The sequence below is a fragment of the Demequina zhanjiangensis genome, from assembly GCF_030418315.1.
Taxonomy (GTDB): Bacteria; Actinomycetota; Actinomycetes; order Actinomycetales; family Demequinaceae; genus Demequina; species Demequina zhanjiangensis.
The window spans coordinates 336619-352049 of the sequence record NZ_JAUHPV010000003.1 but is presented as its reverse complement, the minus strand read 5'-3'; the positions used below and the strand labels follow the sequence as shown (position 1 = coordinate 352049).

12 protein-coding genes are annotated in these 15431 nt (G+C 69.9%); 4 read left to right on the top strand and 8 right to left on the bottom strand.

Annotation, left to right across the window (positions count from 1 at the left end; translation table 11 throughout):
* Positions 1 to 9: 9 nt before the first annotated feature.
* From zapE to gnd, 3 genes are read right to left on the bottom strand one after another with little or no spacing between them, the layout of a single operon-like run.
* Positions 10 to 993, bottom strand: coding sequence for a cell division protein ZapE (zapE, locus tag QQX04_RS06965; RefSeq protein WP_301127552.1), 984 nt, complete (start codon positions 991 to 993; stop codon positions 10 to 12).
* Positions 994 to 1018: 25 nt separating this feature from the next.
* A complete protein-coding gene (locus QQX04_RS06960) occupies positions 1019 to 2242 on the bottom strand; it encodes a carboxylate--amine ligase (protein ID WP_301127550.1) in 1224 nt (407 codons plus the stop codon).
* 6 nt (positions 2243 to 2248) lie between these two features.
* On the bottom strand, positions 2249 to 3682 hold the full coding sequence (gene gnd / locus QQX04_RS06955) for an NADP-dependent phosphogluconate dehydrogenase (protein ID WP_301127548.1): 1434 nt from the start codon (positions 3680 to 3682) through the stop codon (positions 2249 to 2251).
* A gap of 102 nt (positions 3683 to 3784) precedes the next feature.
* On the opposite strand from gnd, the gene QQX04_RS06950 reads away from it, so the two are divergent.
* Both QQX04_RS06950 and QQX04_RS06945 read left to right on the top strand, forming a co-directional pair.
* The gene (locus tag QQX04_RS06950) at positions 3785 to 4342 is read left to right on the top strand and encodes a DUF3000 domain-containing protein (RefSeq protein ID WP_301127546.1); all 558 of its coding nucleotides are present in this window, start codon (positions 3785 to 3787) and stop codon (positions 4340 to 4342) included.
* On the top strand, positions 4342 to 5613 hold the full coding sequence (locus QQX04_RS06945) for an HRDC domain-containing protein (protein ID WP_301127544.1): 1272 nt from the start codon (positions 4342 to 4344) through the stop codon (positions 5611 to 5613). Before QQX04_RS06950 ends, QQX04_RS06945 begins: the two co-directional genes overlap by 1 nt.
* A gap of 21 nt (positions 5614 to 5634) precedes the next feature.
* On the opposite strand, the gene dxs is transcribed toward QQX04_RS06945, so the two are convergent.
* From dxs to QQX04_RS06925, 4 genes are all read right to left on the bottom strand, one after another.
* Positions 5635 to 7494, bottom strand: coding sequence for a 1-deoxy-D-xylulose-5-phosphate synthase (gene dxs / locus QQX04_RS06940; protein WP_301127542.1), 1860 nt, complete (start codon positions 7492 to 7494; stop codon positions 5635 to 5637).
* Positions 7495 to 7581: 87 nt separating this feature from the next.
* A complete protein-coding gene (gene acnA / locus QQX04_RS06935) occupies positions 7582 to 10278 on the bottom strand; it encodes an aconitate hydratase AcnA (protein ID WP_301127540.1) in 2697 nt (898 codons plus the stop codon).
* A 90-nt stretch (positions 10279 to 10368) separates the two neighbouring features.
* Positions 10369 to 11556 carry a class I SAM-dependent RNA methyltransferase gene (locus tag QQX04_RS06930; protein ID WP_301127538.1) on the bottom strand — a complete coding sequence of 396 codons (1188 nt, stop codon included), beginning with the start codon at positions 11554 to 11556 and terminating at the stop codon, positions 10369 to 10371.
* Positions 11557 to 11561: 5 nt separating this feature from the next.
* Positions 11562 to 13454: an APC family permease gene (locus tag QQX04_RS06925; protein ID WP_301127533.1), complete on the bottom strand. Its 1893-nt coding sequence runs from the start codon at positions 13452 to 13454 to the stop codon at positions 11562 to 11564.
* A gap of 41 nt (positions 13455 to 13495) precedes the next feature.
* Between QQX04_RS06925 and QQX04_RS06920 the strand changes: the two genes are divergently transcribed.
* Together QQX04_RS06920 and QQX04_RS06915 are read left to right on the top strand one after the other, a co-directional pair.
* Positions 13496 to 14161: a potassium channel family protein gene (locus tag QQX04_RS06920; protein WP_301127532.1), complete on the top strand. Its 666-nt coding sequence runs from the start codon at positions 13496 to 13498 to the stop codon at positions 14159 to 14161.
* Positions 14158 to 14832 (top strand): potassium channel family protein, encoded by a 675-nt coding sequence (locus QQX04_RS06915; protein WP_301127530.1) that lies wholly within the window; start codon positions 14158 to 14160, stop codon positions 14830 to 14832. Before QQX04_RS06920 ends, QQX04_RS06915 begins: the two co-directional genes overlap by 4 nt.
* Here the strand turns inward: QQX04_RS06915 and QQX04_RS06910 are convergent.
* Entirely contained in the window at positions 14762 to 15430 is a 669-nt protein-coding gene (locus tag QQX04_RS06910) for a DUF3159 domain-containing protein (RefSeq protein ID WP_301127698.1), read from the bottom strand. The two genes, QQX04_RS06915 and QQX04_RS06910, sit on opposite strands and share 71 nt — an antisense overlap.
* Between the last annotated feature and the right edge of the window lies 1 nt (position 15431).

The window sequence follows — 15431 nt, the reverse complement described above, 5'->3', positions numbered from 1 at the left end:
GTACGTGGTTCAGCGGGGCGCGGCCATCGAGGTGAGGCGCGAGAGCGCGCGGAAGTACTTCTTTCGGTAGCCGCCCCTGAGCATGTCCTCGGGGAAGATCTGGTCGAGGGGCACTCCCGACGCGACGATCCGGACGTCCCGGTCGTACAGGCGATCGACGAGGGCGACCACGCGAAGCGCTTGCGCCTGATCCTCGAGCGGCGCGACGCCGCGTAGTCCGAGCACCTCGATGCCCTTGACGTAGGCGCCATACCTGCTCGGGTGCACATGCCACAGATCGCCGACGAGCTCGTGCCAGTCCGCGGAGGTCGCCCCCGCGGCCGACCCGGCCTCCTCCACGTCGTCCTCGCTCGCCGGTGCGGGCGCCGTGATGTCCCCCCGATGCCTGTAGTCCGGGCCGTCGATCGTGACCACGCTGAACAGTCGCGCGACCGACTGGATCTCACGCCGGAAGTCCTCCGCGGCGAAGCGCCCCTCACCCAGCGAGTCCGGAAGCGTGTTCGAGGTCGCCGCGATCGCGACGCCGGCATCGGTCAGCTCGCGCATGAGCCGGGCCATGAGCAGCGTGTCTCCCGGATCGTCGAGCTCGAACTCGTCGATGCACACGAGCGCGAACGTCGCCAGCGCGTCACGCGCCGCCGCGAAGCCGAGCGCCCCCACCAGGTAGGTGTACTCGACGAACGTGCCGAACGCGGCGCGCGTCCCGGCGGCGTGAGCCGCCGCGGCGAGAAGATGGGTCTTGCCGACGCCGAAGCCTCCGTCAAGATAGAGGCCCTTGCCGCCCGAGCCCGGCCTCAGACCAGGGATCGCACGCCGCGTGGCACCCACCCCGAACGTACGCATCGCCTCGCGAGCCTGCGCCTGGCTCGGGAAGTCAGGGTCGGGCAGGTAGTTCTCGAAGGCAGCATCCGCGAAGTGCGGTGGCGGGACGAGCTGATCCACCAGTGCCGACGCCTCGAGCGCGGGCCGCCGTCCGACGAGATCCGGGGTCATGTCGTCGAGCCTCTCACGTGGCCGCTCAGTGACCGCTGGCCGTGGGCCGCGGATAGTGCTTCAGGTACTTGCGCCAGTAGTTCCACGTGAGGGCGGCGATCACTGCGTCCCTGCGGACGGAGCGATCCTCGGGATTGTGGAGCGGGCGGGCGATGCCGCGCTTCGCGACCTCGAGGACCCGCTTGCGCAGCGCCCGCTCGGGGAGGTAGCGCCTCAGCAGGGACAGCGGGACCACCGAGTAGAGGATCGTGTGGTCGCCACGAGCCGGCACGATGTCCGCGCCGTCGAGATCTGCCATGACGTGCTTGGCGGGATTGACCCCGGACGCCGTGGTGTACCAGTTGTTGCGGCCGATCCTGGGGTTGACCTCGAAGAACACGTGCCTGCCGGTGCGCGCATCGCGCTTGTAGTCCGCGTTCGCGAACCCGCGGTAGTCGACGCGGTCCAGGTAGCGGGTCATCGCCTCCATCGCGTCGCCGTACGGCTCCGTGAGGATCGCTGCGGGGACGCCGAGCGTGCCCGGCGTGTGCTCCTCGAGGAGCACACGCCCTGTCACCAGCATCGTCACCTTGCCCCGGGAGTCCCGGTAGGCGGTGAGGGACCGCATCTGCGTCTCATCGCCAGGGATGAAGTCCTGCAGCAGATACGTGCCCGTGAAGCCCGACGCGGCGAGCCGCGCAAGAAGGTCGTCCACCTGCGGCCGGTCGGCCAGGTCGTGGACCTTCAGCTTGCCCGGATAGTCCACGTAGTAGAACTCGGCTGAGGATGCCGGTTTCCCGATCACAGGGAAGGTGAGCGAGTCGAGGTCAGTGTCGGGTGCAGGGGTCCCGTCCTTGAAGGACACCGCGACAGTGCGCGGCACGGGGATCCCGAGCGCCTGGCAGTCCGCCTGGAACAGCGCCTTGTCAGAGACGCGCGCGAACTGCTCGAGCGTGCACATGGGCATCTCGTAATGCGCCTCGAGCCTGTCACGAGCCGCCGCGAGCGTCTCCACGTACCAGTCCGCATTCGTCAGCAGGACGAGCCTCTCCCCCGGCCTGTCCGCCGCGAGCGTCAGCAGCGCGGAGACGAGCTCCTCTGCATCGTCGACGTTCGCGATGACCTGGTCCGCGAGCCTCGTGTGCGCGAAGGCACGCGTGCTGATCCGCGAGACGATCACGCCCCGCACTCCGTACGCCTCGTGGAAGGCGCGCATCAGCGCATACGCGCCGATGTCACCGCCGACGAGGACGGGTGTGGGAGCCTGCACGCGCGATCAGGCCTCGACTTCGCTGCGGTCGCCGGACCAGAGCGTGTGGAAGGTGCCCTCGGCATCGACGCGCTTGTAGGTGTGAGCGCCGAAGAAGTCCCGCTGACCCTGGATCAGCGCCGCGGGCAGACGGTCGGAACGCAGCGCGTCGTAGTACGCGAGCGACGACGAGAAGGCCGGCGTGGGCACACCCGTCAGGGCCGCCATGGAGACCACCCTGCGCCACGCTCCGACCCCTGCGGACACCTCGTTCGCGAAGTACGGGTCCACCAGCAGCGACGCGAGCTCGCCGTCACGCTCGTACGCCTCCGTGATGCGGTTGAGGAAGCGGGCGCGGATGATGCAGCCACCGCGCCAGATGCGGGCCATGGCGCCGCGATCCACGTTCCACCCGTACTCCTCGGACGCGGCCTGGATCTGGTCGAAGCCCTGCGCGTACGCGACGACCTTCGACGCGTAGAGCGCCAGACGGACGTCCTCGATGAAGCCCTCGCGGTTGTGGATGTGCCACTCGGAGGTCGAGGCGGACAGCACGTCCCGCGCCGCCTCACGCTGCGCGAGCTGGCTCGAGATCGCGCGGGCGAAGGTGGCCTCGGCGATGCCCGTCACCGGGACCCCGAGGTCGAGCGCGCTCTGCACGGTCCAGCGGCCTGTGCCCTTCTGGCCTGCCTGGTCGACGATCACGTCGACGAGCGGCTTGCCGGTGCGGGAGTCGACCTGCTTGAGCACCTCGGCGGTGATCTCGATGAGGAACGACTCCAGGTCACCCTTGTTCCAGTCGGCGAAGATGTCGCCGATCTCGGACGGCGAGAGGTCCAGGCCGTCGCGCAGCAGCTGGTATGCCTCGCCGATGAGCTGCATGTCCGCGTACTCGATGCCGTTGTGCACCATCTTCACGAAGTGTCCGGCGCCGTCGGGACCCACGTGCGTGCAGCACGGAACGCCGTCGACCTTGGCGGAGATCTTCTCGAGGATGGGGCCGAGCGTCTCGTACGACTCGGCGGGCCCGCCGGGCATGATCGACGGGCCGAGCAGTGCACCCTCCTCGCCACCGGACACGCCGGAGCCGACGAAGTGCAGCCCCTTCTCCTTCAGCGCGGCCTCGCGCCTGCGGGTGTCCGGGAAGTGAGCGTTGCCCGCGTCCACGATGATGTCGCCCTGGTCGAGCAGCGGCACGAGCGAGTCGATGACCGCGTCGGTCGCCTTGCCCGCCTGGACCATGATGACGACCTTGCGCGGGCGCTCGAGCGCGGCGACGAAGTCCTCGAGGGACTCGCAGCCGATGAAGTCGCCCTCGTCGCCGTGCTCCTCGATGAGAGACGTCATCTTCTGGGGCGAGCGGTTGTGGACGGCGACGGTGAAACCGTTCCGCGCGAAGTTGCGCGCGAGGTTGCGGCCCATGACCGCGAGGCCGGTGACACCGATCTGTGCGAGGGACATGACACTTCCTTACGTCGGGGGATCGCTCTGTGGACCAGCCTAGAGGGTGCTGAACAGCGTGGCGTACGATCCCACCGGGCGCGCCCGCCCTAGTCTCGAACCATGGCTCCCGACCTCGAATCGGCGCCGCCCGCCTTCCAGGAGGCGCTGCGGTCGATCGCGGCCGCGCAGGTGCGGCGGGACGTGCGCGTGAACGAGGTTCCCGCGCCCTCTCGCATCGCTCCGTTCGCCGCCGCCATCGATGGCGAGGTGACCGCGGACGGCGTCGAGGCGACCGGCCGGTTCGTCCTTCTGCACGATCCGGACGGGAACGAGGCGTGGGACGGGACGCTGCGTGTGGTGGCGCTCGTGAAGGCGCTCGCCGACGCGGAGGTCGGGTCGGATGACTTGTGGGCCGATGTCGCGTGGTCGCGACTCGTGGAGGCGCTCGGAGGCGTCCCTCATCGGCATGAAGGAGGAACTGTGACGAAGGTCGTGTCGAGGTCGTACGGCGACCTGGACGAGCGGCCCGACGAGGTGCGCATCGAGCTGCGCGCGTCGTGGACGCCCGAGACCACCGAGATCGGCACGCACGTGGTCGCGTGGACCGAGCTGCTGGCATCCTGCGCAGGGCTGCCGCCCGTCCCCGACGGCGTGACGATGCTGAGGGGCGGTATGTGATGTCCGACGCCTCGACGACAGAGCAGGACGACGCGGTCCAGGCTCCCGTGCCCTTGACTGAGCCGGCTGGCGGCGTCCCTCCGGTGATCGACACTCCTGAGGCGCTCGCGGAGGCGATCGATGCCTTCGCCGCCGGAACCGGCCCTGTGGCGGCCGATGCCGAGCGCGCCTCGGGCTTCCGCTACGGTCAGGCGACCTACCTCGCCCAGTTCAAGCGCGAGGGCGCGGGGATCGCTCTCGTGGACACCGCCGCGCTGCCCGACCTCTCCGCGCTTCAGGAGGCTGTGGGCGACGCCGAGTTCGTCTTCCACGCCGCGAGCCAGGACCTCCCCGGGATGCGCGAGCTGGGGCTCCTCCCTGCGAAGGTGTTCGACACCGAGCTCGCCGCGCGCCTGCTCGGCTGGCCGAAGGTCGGCCTTGCGGCAGTCGTCGAGAGGGTCCTGGGGCTCGCCCTCGCGAAGGAGCACTCCTCGCAGGATTGGTCCACCCGCCCGCTGCCCCACGACTGGCTCGTGTATGCCGCACTCGACGTCGAGGTGCTGGTCGAGGTCAGGGACCACCTGTGGGCGGAGCTCGAGTCGGCCGGCAAGCTCGAGTGGGCGCTCGAGGAGTTCGAGGCGGTGAGGCTCGCTGGCCCACCGGAGCCTCGCGTCGATCCGTGGCGCCGAACCTCCGGCACCCATCAGATCCGCGATCCGCGCGGGCTCGCGATCGTGCGGGAGCTGTGGCTCAGCCGCGACCGCGAGGCACAGCGTCGGGACATGTCCCCCGGGCGCGTGCTCCGCGACGCGGCGATCGTCGCGGCAGCGCAGGCGCGCCCGTCGACCTACGACGAGCTGGTGGCGATCCCCGAGTGGCGCTCGCGCGGCACCAAGCGGGCGGCAGCGCGCTGGTGGCCGACGATCGAGAAGGCGCTCGCCTTGCCGGACAAGGAGCTCCCGAATCGCCGTGGCCCGAAGGGCGACGGTCCTCCCCCGCCGCGCGCATGGAAGGACAAGCGGCCCGAGGCCGCTGCGCGTCTGGCCGCCTCGAAGGAGGCGATCCAGGGGCTCGTCGAGGACCACGGGATGCCGGCGGAGAACCTCATGCAGCCCGACGCCGTGCGGCGGGCGTGCTGGGAGCATCAGGGCGGTGGAGAGCCGGAGATCCGCGAGCTGCTCGCCTCACGCGGTGCACGCCGATGGCAGATGGACCTTGTCGCGCCCGTGCTTGCCAAGGCCTTCGTGGAGGCGGCGGAAGCACCTCCAGCGGACGCGGCGACTGCCTCGTAGCCCGGGCGGATCCCGCGAAGCCTAGGACAGCAGCGCCTCGGCCTTCTCGGCGATGGCGGAAGCGTCGAGCCCGACCCGCTCGACGATCTGGGCCCTGCTGGCGTGGTCGAGGAACTCGCGGGGGATGCCGTGGTGCGACCAGCGCGCGGTTCGTCCTGCGAGCCGCGCGAACTCGGCCCATTCCTGGCCCACTCCGGCGTCCGTGAGCCCGTCCTCGACGGTCACGACGAGCTCGGCGTCGCCGAGGGTCTCAAGGAGGCCCTCAGGCACCGGCCTCACCCAGGTGGCCGTGGCGGCCATGACCGATCGGCCCTCTGCTGCGAGCTTGCCTGCGACCTCGATCGCCGTGGGCGCCATCGCGCCGACGCCGAGGACCACCACCTCTGCTGGCCCCTCACCCAGCTCGGCGAGCACGTCCAGGTCTCCGACCTGGCGCAGCGCGGGGATGTCGTCGCCGATCGCGCCCTTGGGATAGCGCACGACCGTCGGGGCGTCATCCACGTCGAGCGCCTCTCGGAAGGCGGTCCGGAGCGTCGCCTCGTCGCGGGGAGCCGCAAGCCGGAGACCCGGCACGTGCCGCAGCAGCGCCATGTCCCACATGCCGTTGTGGCTCGCACCGTCGTCGCCCGTGATGCCTGCCCGGTCGAGCATGAAGGTGACGCCCGCCTTGTGCAGCGCGACATCCATCAGGACCTGGTCGAAGGCCCTGTTGAGGAACGTTGCGTAGACGGCGACCACGGGATGCATGCCTGCGAAGGCCAGTCCGGCTGCGCTCGTGACGGCGTGCTGCTCCGCGATGCCGACGTCGATCACGCGCTCGGGGAACTCCTCCGCGAAGGGCTGGAGGCCGACGGGTGCGAGCATCGCAGCCGTCAGCGCGACGATGTCCTCGCGTTCGCGTCCGGCCTTGAGCATCTCGTCGGCGAAGACCTTGGTCCATCCGAAGCGTGACTGCTCGATCGGCAGACCGGTCTCGGGGTGGATCCGCCCGACCGCGTGGAAGCGGTCGGCATCGTCCTGCTCTGCGGGCTCGTAGCCGCGGCCCTTCTGAGTGAGCACGTGCACCAGCACGGGCGCGCCGTAGTCGCGGGCCTGCCGCAGGGCGGTCTCGAGGTCGTTCTGGGAGTGCCCGTCGATCGGGCCGATGTACTTCAGGCCGAGGTCCTCGAAGAGGCCCTGGTCGGTCATCAGTCCCTTCAGCGCCCGCTTGCCGTGCATGACGGTGTGGTAGAGGAAGGTGCGCAGCCGTCCACGGTTCTCGAACGTCCGCTTGCCCCAGCCGAGGAACTGCTCGTAGCGCGGGTCCACACGGATACCGTCGAGCTTGCGTGCAAGTCCGCCGATGGTCGGCGCGTACGAGCGTCCGTTGTCGTTCATGACGATGACGACGCGGTCCTCGCTGTCCGCGAGCGAGTTGAGCGCCTCCCAGGCCATGCCGCCCGTGAGAGCGCCGTCGCCGATCACCGCGACCGTCGTCCTGTCGTCCTCGCCGCGCAGCGCGTGGCCGCGGGCGATGCCTGCCGCCCACGAGATCGCCGTGGAGGCGTGTGAGTTCTCGACGACGTCGTGCTCGCTCTCGGCACGCGACGGGTAGCCCGAGAGCCCACCGCGCTGACGCAGCCCCGAGAAGTCCCGCCGCCCGGTGACGAGCTTGTGGACGTAGGACTGGTGCCCGGTGTCGAACACGAGACGATCCCGCGGCGAGTCGAAGACCCGGTGCAGCGCGAGCGTCAGCTCGACGACTCCGAGGTTCGGTCCAAGGTGCCCGCCGGTGCGCGACACCGACTCGACCAGGACGTCCCTGATCTCCTCGGCAAGGTCATGAAGCTCCTCATGACTGAGTCCCCGCAGGTCCTGCGGTGACTCGATGCGCTCCAGCACGCTCTCTCCTTCTTCCGGGCTCCGGGGTCACACCACTCTACGCGGCGCGACCCCGTCGCCGGACCAGTCGGCGCCGCTCGCCTGCCGTCAGGCTGAGACGAGCGAACGCAGCACGTACTGCAGGATGCCGCCGTTGCGGAAGTAGTCCGCCTCGCCGGGGGTGTCGATGCGCACGACGGCGTCGAACTCCACCACGGTGCCGTCGGCCTTGGTGGCCCTGACCGGGAGGGTGCGCGGGTGCTCGCCTGCGCTGAAGGCGCTGACTCCGGCGATCTCGAAGGTCTCGGTGCCGTCGAGACCGACCGAGGCCGCCGTCTCGCCGGCCGGGAACTGCAGCGGGAGCACTCCCATGCCGATCAGGTTCGACCGGTGGATGCGCTCGAAGCTCTCGGCGATCACGGCGCGGACGCCCAGCAGGCGCGTGCCCTTCGCGGCCCAGTCGCGCGAGGACCCGGTGCCGTACTCCTTGCCGGCGAGCACGACGAGCGGGATGCCGGCGTCGGCATAGGCCTGGGCGGCGTCGTAGATCGCCTCCTGCTCACCGGTGAGGAGGTTCTTCGTGTAGCCGCCCTCGACGACGTTTCCCTCCTCGTCCGCGAGCAGAAGGTTCTTGAGGCGGATGTTCGCGAACGTGCCGCGGATCATGATCTCGTGGTTGCCGCGGCGCGAGCCGTACGAGTTGAAGTCGCGGCGCTCGACACCGTGCTCGGCGAGGTAGCGGCCGGCCGGGCTGTCGGCCTTGATCGAGCCTGCGGGCGAGATGTGGTCCGTCGTGACGGAGTCGCCGAGCAGCGCGAGCACCCGGGCGCCTGCGATGTCCTCGACGGGCTCCGGCTCAAGGCCCATGCCCTCGAAGTACGGGGGCTTGCGCACGTAGGTGGAGTCGTCCTGCCATTCGAAGGTCTTGCCGTCGGGAGTCGGCAGACCCTGCCAGCGGGCGTCGCCCGCGAACACGTCCGCGTAGTCCTTCTCGAACATCTCCTGCGTGATGGAGGATCCGACGATCGCCTCGACCTCAGCCGCATCGGGCCAGATGTCCTTGAGGAGGACGTCGTTGCCGTCGGCGTCCTGGCCGAGGGGCTGGGTCTCGAAGTCGAAGTCCATCGTGCCGGCGAGCGCGTACGCGATGACCAGCGGCGGGGAGGCCAGGTAGTTCATCTTGACGTCGGGGTTGATGCGGCCCTCGAAGTTGCGGTTGCCGGACAGCACAGAGACGACGGTGAGGTCGTGCTCGTTGACGGCGCCGGACACGGGCTCGGGCAGCGGGCCCGAGTTTCCGATGCAGGTGGTGCAGCCGTAGCCGACAAGGTGGAATCCGAGCGACTCCAGGTCGGGCCACAGACCGGCCTTCTCGTAGTAGTCGGTGACCACCTGCGAGCCGGGAGCCATGGAGGTCTTGACCCACGGCTTGGACGTGAGGCCCTTCGCATTGGCGTTCCGGGCGAGCAGCGCGGCCGCGAGCATGACCGAGGGGTTGGACGTGTTGGTGCAGGAGGTGATCGAGGCGATCACGACGTCGCCGTCCTTGAGTGGGACGGTCTCCCCTGCCTCGTTGACGTAGGTCGCGTCCTTCGCGTCGCCCGCGCGCACCTGCGAGATGGCCTTCTCGAACTGCGGCTTCGACTCGGACAGCGACACGCGGTCCTGGGGACGCTTGGGTCCCGCGATCGAGGGGACGACGGTCGACAGGTCGAGCTCGAGGTACTCGGAGAACTTGGGCTCGACGTAGTCGGGCGAGGACGGGTCGTGCCACATCCCCTGCTCCTTGGTGTACGCCTCCACGAGCGCGACCTGCTCCTCGGAGCGGCCGGTGAGGCGCAGGTAGTCGAGCGTCACGCCGTCGATCGGGAAGATCGCTGCGGTCGAGCCGAACTCGGGGCTCATGTTACCGATGGTCGCGCGGTTGGCGAGCGGCACAGCGCCCACGCCCTCGCCGTAGAACTCGACGAACTTGCCGACGACACCGTGCTGGCGAAGCATCTCGGTGATGGTGAGCACCACGTCGGTCGCGGTCGCGCCGGCCGGGATCGCGCCGGTGAGCTTGAAGCCGACGACGCGCGGGATGAGCATCGACACGGGCTGGCCCAGCATCGCGGCCTCGGCCTCGATGCCGCCGACGCCCCAGCCGAGCACGCCCAGGCCGTTGATCATCGTGGTGTGGGAGTCGGTGCCGACGCACGAGTCCGGGTAGGCCTGCGTGACGCCGTCAATCTCCTTCGTCATGACGCCGCGCGCCAGGTACTCGAGGTTGACCTGGTGGACGATGCCGGTGCCCGGGGGCACGACCTTGAAGTTGTCGAACGCGGTCTGGCCCCAGCGGAGGAACTGGTAGCGCTCGCGGTTGCGCTCGTACTCGAGCGCGGTGTTGAGCTCGAGCGCGTCCTTGCGGCCGAAGATGTCGATGACGACGGAGTGGTCGATGACCATCTCGGCGGGCGCGAGCGGGTTGATGACCGTGGGGTCTCCGCCGAGGTCGGCGACGGCCTCGCGCATGGTGGCGAGGTCCACCACGCAGGGAACGCCCGTGAAGTCCTGCATGACGACGCGCGCAGGCGTGAACTGGATCTCGGTGTCGGGGTCCGCGCTGGGGTCCCATGCAGCGAGGGCCTTCACGTGGTCGGCGGTGATGTTCGCGCCGTCCTCCGTGCGCAGGAGCGCCTCTGCGAGCACCTTCAAGGAGTACGGCAGCTTCTCAAGCCCCGGTACCGCGCCGAGCCTGTAGATCTCGTAGCTGCGCTCTCCGACGGCCAATGTCGCCTTGGACCCCAAGGTGTTCACGCTCATGCGGCTCCTCCTGTGCTCATCGTTGATCGGCCCCATCCTAGCCATGGGACGGGGCTCAGGCGGGGTCGGCGACCCGGCCTTGGTGACATGTCATCTCAATGCGAACGAGGCGACCGTCTCGATGTGGTGGGTCATCGGGAACAGGTCGAAGGCGTCCGCCTCCAGCAGGTCGTAGCCGCTCTCGCGAAGCAGCGCGGTGTCCCGCGCCAACGCGACAGGGTCGCACGCCACGTAGACGATCCGAGGCGCACCGAGTGCCGCCAGCGCAGCGATGTTGCGCGCCTTGGCGCCTGAGCGCGGCGGATCGAGGACGACGCTCGCCTGCGTCCAGTCGCGCTCGGGCGCGGCCGAGACAAGGAACCTGCGCACGTCGTCCCCGACGGCCTCCGCCCCTGGCCGCGACCGGAGGTTCGCGGCGAGCGCCGCGGGAGCCTTGCCTCCGTCGGCGGCCTCGACCGCGACGACGGGACGGCCCTGCGCCGCCAGCGGCAGCGCCAGCAGTCCCGCGCCCGAGTAGAGGTCGAGGACGGGGCCGTCCTCAAGCACGCGGGACATGACGGCGTCGACGAGGACGCGCGGCGCCTCGCGGTGGACCTGCCAGAAGTCTGCGGCCCGCACCCTGTAGCCGAGCTCGCCCGCCGAGTGCTCCACCCGCTCGTTGAGCCAGAGCCTGCGCGCCTCGCGGCCCGTGGTGGTGACGACCACCTCGCCCGTGGACGTGGCCGTCACGTCGATACGCGTGCCGGGATCTGCCGTGGCCCCCATGAGCGCTGCCTCGGCCTCCGGCGTGGCAAGCGGCATCGAGGTCAGCGTGCGCCTCTCCCCCGTGCCCGGCACTGTCATGGTCGGCCGTCCGTCGCCGCCCGCGACCGCGCTCACGCGCGTCCGGTACGCGAGGCCCTCGCGCGCGTCGTCTCCCGGGGCGGCGTGCACCGTCCCCTCGAAGGGGATGCCCGCGAACCGCTCGAACGACTCCTCGAGCACCGCCTGCTTCCAGCGGCGCTGCGCGGGAAGGGCGACGTGCCCGAGCTCCGCGCCGCCCACGCCGCCTGCTCCCGCGTCGGACCAGGGGTGCGCGACACGGTCCGGCGAGGCCTCGAGGACCTCGACCGTCTCCGCACGCCAGAAGCGCGCGTCGGCATCGTCCTGTACCACCTCGGCGACGACGACCTCACCCGGGAGGGCGTCCCTCACGAACACCGCGCGGCCCTCGTGGCGCGCGACGCAGTGCCCGCCATGCGCCGGCTTGCCGACCTCCACCTGGATGCGCGTGGTCATCGCCCTCACAGCCCTTCATTCGCGTCGGCGGCCTGCACCTGGGCGGCGCGCTCGCGCGCCGACTCGAGCTGCCACGGGACCGCGGACACGACCACGTTCGGCACGTTGAGGAGCTGATCGCGCAGCCGTTGCGTGGCCTTGTTGTGCAGGAACCTCTCCCACCATCGGCCGACCACGTACTCCGGCACGTACACCACGACGACGTCTCGCGGGCTCTCCCTGTGCAGGTGCCGCACGTGCGTGAGGACCGGACCGACCAGGTCGCGGAAGGGCGAGTCCAGGACGATCAGAGGCATCCCCATGTTGCGCCTGCCCCATTCGCGCTGGAGCTGGGCCGCGTTCTTCTTGTCGATCGCGACGGCGACGGCCTCGAGCCGGGCGTGCCGCGCCGCCTTCGCCACCGCGAGGGCGCGCATCGCGGGACGGTGGAGCTGCGCGATGAGTACCACGCCATGGGTCGCGCTCGGCAGCGCGTCGGACCGGTCGTCCGGCGTCAGGCGTACGTCCTCGCGCATCCTCGCGTAGTGCTTGCTGATCGACCGCATCAGGACGACGAGACCCACGAGGGCGGCGATCGCGATCCACGCACCCGAGACGAAGTTGAAGACGGCGACGACGATCCACACCGCCGAGGCGACGACGACGGCCGTCGCGTGGAGCGCGCGCCGAGCCTGCAGGCGTCGACGCTTCGCTCGGGATGCCTCACGGGTGAGCGCCTCGCCGAAGTGGCGCACCATCGCGAGCTGGCTCAGCACGATCGACGAGAAGACGCCGATCACGTACATGTGCACAAGCACGAGCAGGTCGGCGTTGGCGGCGATCACCACGAGCGCCGACGCGCCCGCGACGAGGAGGACTCCCCCGCGGTAGACGAGCCGGTCGTTCGCCATCGAGAGCTGGCGCGGCAGGTAGGCGTCGTGCGCGAGCAGGGAGGCAAGGTTGGAGAAGCGCCGGAACACCGCGGTGGCCGCGGCATAGAGGATGGCCGCGGCGGAGAGGCCCACGATCCACACCGACCACGCCTGGTCCGTCACCTTGTCGGTCACCTGAAGCAGCACGGGCCCCTGCACCCAGCCGGTCACCCGGAATCGCCACGCGAGCCAGATCACGGCGAGGAACGCGACGCTCGCGGCGGCAGCGGCGACGAGCACGGTGCGGCCCGCGCGGGCTCCGCGCGGAGGCGCGTGGTAGGGGCCGGACGAGGCGAGGTGCTCGATGCCCGTGACCATGACCGCACCCGAGGAGATCGCGCCCGCGAAGGCGACGAGCACGGAACGGGTGGTGTCGGGTATCGAGTCGGGCGCGGTGATCTCGGTCGCGGGGAACAGGACACCCACCACGACCAGGATGCCGATCACGATCAGGAAGCCGAACCACACGGTCAGCAGCACGCGGGTGCGATCGCGGATCCCCCGCAGACTGACGATCGTCATCACCGCGATGACCGTCACCCCGATCGCGCGCTCCCACCCGTGGGCGGTCGGGATCGTGTAGACCACGATCCCTGTGATGGCGGACACCGACACCGCGACGGTGAAGAGGTAGTCGATCAGCAGCGCGGCGCCCGTGACGACGCCCGGACCCGACCCGAGGACGTCGCGCACGAGTCCGTAGTCCGCGCGCTCGTCAGGGCGGCTGCGCACGTTCGAGCGGTACGCCAGCGCGAGGAGCATGAGGATCACGACCACGCCGATCCCGACGCCCATCGTCGCGGCCTGCTGACCGCCCTGGCGCAGCGAGTCGATGATCGCGTCAGGTGCGTACGCCACCGCCGAGAGGAGCCCCGCGCCGAACACGGGCAGAGCCAATCGGGTGCGCAGCATCACCGGCGTCGCGTGGTCCGTCGCCACCGGACGGCCGAACACGAGGCCCTTCACACTCGCCAGAAACCCTCGCACGTCGCACCATCCTAGGGCTGACGGGTATAGCGTGTGACCTTGTGCATATCGTGATCCTCGGGTGCGGGCGCACCGGTGCTTCCCTGGCGACGGAGTTCGAGTCGCGCGGACACTCGGTGGCGATCATCGATCAGGCCGCAGATGCGTTCCGCCGGCTCCCCGCAGATTTCCAGGGCCAGAAGATCACCGGGATCGGCTTCGACCGCGAGACCCTCGCCTCCGCAGGAGTCGAGGACGCCTACGCGTTCGCGGCCGTGTCCAGCGGTGACAACTCCAACATCCTCGCCGCGCGCGTGGTCCGCGAGACCTACGGGGTCGACAACGTCGTCGCCAGGATCGCCGATCCCGGCCGAGCGGAGGTCTACCGCCGACTCGGCATCCCGACGGTCGCACCCGTGCCGTGGACCGCGGCGCAGATGGTGGACCGCATGCTTCCCGGCGGCGTGGACGAGGTGTTCCACGATCCGGCCGTCGGCGTCGCGGTGCGCCGCATCGCCGTGCACGCCGAGTGGATCGGCGACACCTACGTCTCGCTCGAGAAGGCGATGGGCACCCGCCTCGCCTACGTCGTGCGCTTCGGCGAGTGCGTGCTGCCCGAACCGACCACGTTGATCCAGTCGGGCGACGAGGCCTACTTCGCCGTTCCCGACGCCGTGGCGTCCGTCGCGCAGCGCGTCGCCGCCCGACGCCCGGGAGGCGACCGATGAAGGTGCTGATCTGCGGTGCAGGCTCGGTGGGACGCTCGATCGCGTCCGACCTGATCGCCCACGGCCACGAGGTCCTGCTCATGGACAACCAGCCGACGGCGATGCGCGTGGCGCAGGTGCCTCAGGCGGAGTGGATGCTCGCGGACGCGTGCGAGCTCGTCGCGCTGAGGGAGGCCGCCGTCGAGGAGATGGACGTGGTCGTCGCGGCCACCGGCGATGACAAGGTCAACCTCGTCGTCTCGTTCCTCGCGAAGACCGAGTTCGCCGTGCCCCGCACGGTGGCTCGCGTCAACAACCCGCGCAACGAGTGGATGTACGACACGCAGTGGGGCGTGGATGTCGCGGTGTCGACGCCCCGCATCATGACGGCGATGGTCGAGGAGGCCGTCGCCGTGGGCGACCTCGTGAAGGTGTTCACCTTCCACCAGTCCGGTGCGTCGATCATCGAGGTGACGCTGCCCAAGGGCTCGCCGGTGGTCGGTGCGCTGATGCGAGAGATCCCGTGGCCTCAGGACACGGTGCTGTCGTGCATCGTCCGAGGCGACCGCACCATCGCGCCCACGCCCGAGGACACCCTCGAGGCGGGCGACGAGCTGCTGTTCATCGTGTCGGCGGAAGCGGAGCCTCAGGCTCTGCAGGAGGTGCTGCGTTCCGCACCAGGAACCAGATAGCCCAGAGCGTCAGCGCAGTGAGCGGGATGCCCATCGCCAGCTTCATGGTGCCGAGAACCGCGACCTCGCCGGCCATGTAGAGCGGCACCTGCACCAACAGGCGCAGCACGAACATGCTGGCGAGCACGGCGGTCGCCCACTGGTAGCGACGCATCAGTGCGGGGCTCTTGCGCCAGTCCCCCTCGTGCGGGCGCAGCAGATGCATCACGACCCCGACGAGCGGCCACCGGATCACCATGGTCAGAAGCACCGCGGCGAGGTAGCCCGCATTGATCCACAGCCCGGGCGCGAAGAACTCGCCTGCGTCGCCAGCGCGCCACGCCCAGATGGCTCCGAGCGCCACGCCGATGACTCCCGAGAGCGCCTGGGTGATCGGGGTGCGTGCAATGAGCCGCGCGACCACGAGCACCACGACGGTGGCGACGGAGGCGATCACCGGAATCTGGAAGCCGCCCCAGATCAGGAAGGCCACCACGAAGACCAGGCCCGGCAGCACCGACTCGACGAAACCTCGCCATCCGCCGATCGCGGTATGGAGCGAGAACTCCTCGGAGTTGAGGATCTCTCCGAGCTTCCCCGCGCGCTCGTTCTCCGGCATG

What these genes read in the sequence shown, in the direction of transcription:
- zapE (WP_301127552.1), bottom strand. Translation starts at nt 993, where the DNA reads ATGACCCCGGATCTCGTCGGACGGCGGCCCGCGCTCGAGGCGTCGGCA.
- gnd (WP_301127548.1), bottom strand. Translation starts at nt 3,682, where the DNA reads ATGTCCCTCGCACAGATCGGTGTCACCGGCCTCGCGGTCATGGGCCGC.
- QQX04_RS06950 (WP_301127546.1), top strand. Translation starts at nt 3,785, where the DNA reads ATGGCTCCCGACCTCGAATCGGCGCCGCCCGCCTTCCAGGAGGCGCTG.
- QQX04_RS06945 (WP_301127544.1), top strand. Translation starts at nt 4,342, where the DNA reads ATGTCCGACGCCTCGACGACAGAGCAGGACGACGCGGTCCAGGCTCCC.
- acnA (WP_301127540.1), bottom strand. Translation starts at nt 10,278, where the DNA reads ATGAGCGTGAACACCTTGGGGTCCAAGGCGACATTGGCCGTCGGAGAG.
- QQX04_RS06930 (WP_301127538.1), bottom strand. Translation starts at nt 11,556, where the DNA reads ATGACCACGCGCATCCAGGTGGAGGTCGGCAAGCCGGCGCATGGCGGG.
- QQX04_RS06915 (WP_301127530.1), top strand. Translation starts at nt 14,158, where the DNA reads ATGAAGGTGCTGATCTGCGGTGCAGGCTCGGTGGGACGCTCGATCGCG.
- QQX04_RS06910 (WP_301127698.1), bottom strand. Translation starts at nt 15,430, where the DNA reads ATGCCGGAGAACGAGCGCGCGGGGAAGCTCGGAGAGATCCTCAACTCC.